Genomic DNA, 297 nt, shown 5'->3' with positions numbered 1-297 from the left:
TGACAGTAAAACCATGTTTATCTGCACTCGATAACGCCACCACTTGCGGTGCATTTCCTGTAATAATCTGACTCGAAGTTGCTGTTAGTATTGCATTAGCTGAGCCAACGTGTATCCATTGTGATAATAAGATTAAACCCATTATTTGAGCAAGTTTCGGTTTTGAGTGAGCTGTAAGTGTCGTTATTTTGACAACAAAGTGAGATTTGCAATGGAAGTGTTTAAAACAAAAAGATAACAGTAAAAATAAAACGTTTTGCCGTAATATTAAAGGTGAAATAAAACGATTAACAAAAT

The sequence above is a fragment of the Gilliamella bombi genome (assembly GCF_900103255.1).
Lineage (GTDB): Bacteria > Pseudomonadota > Gammaproteobacteria > Enterobacterales > Orbaceae > Gilliamella > Gilliamella bombi.
Note: the sequence above shows the minus strand (reverse complement) of the source record.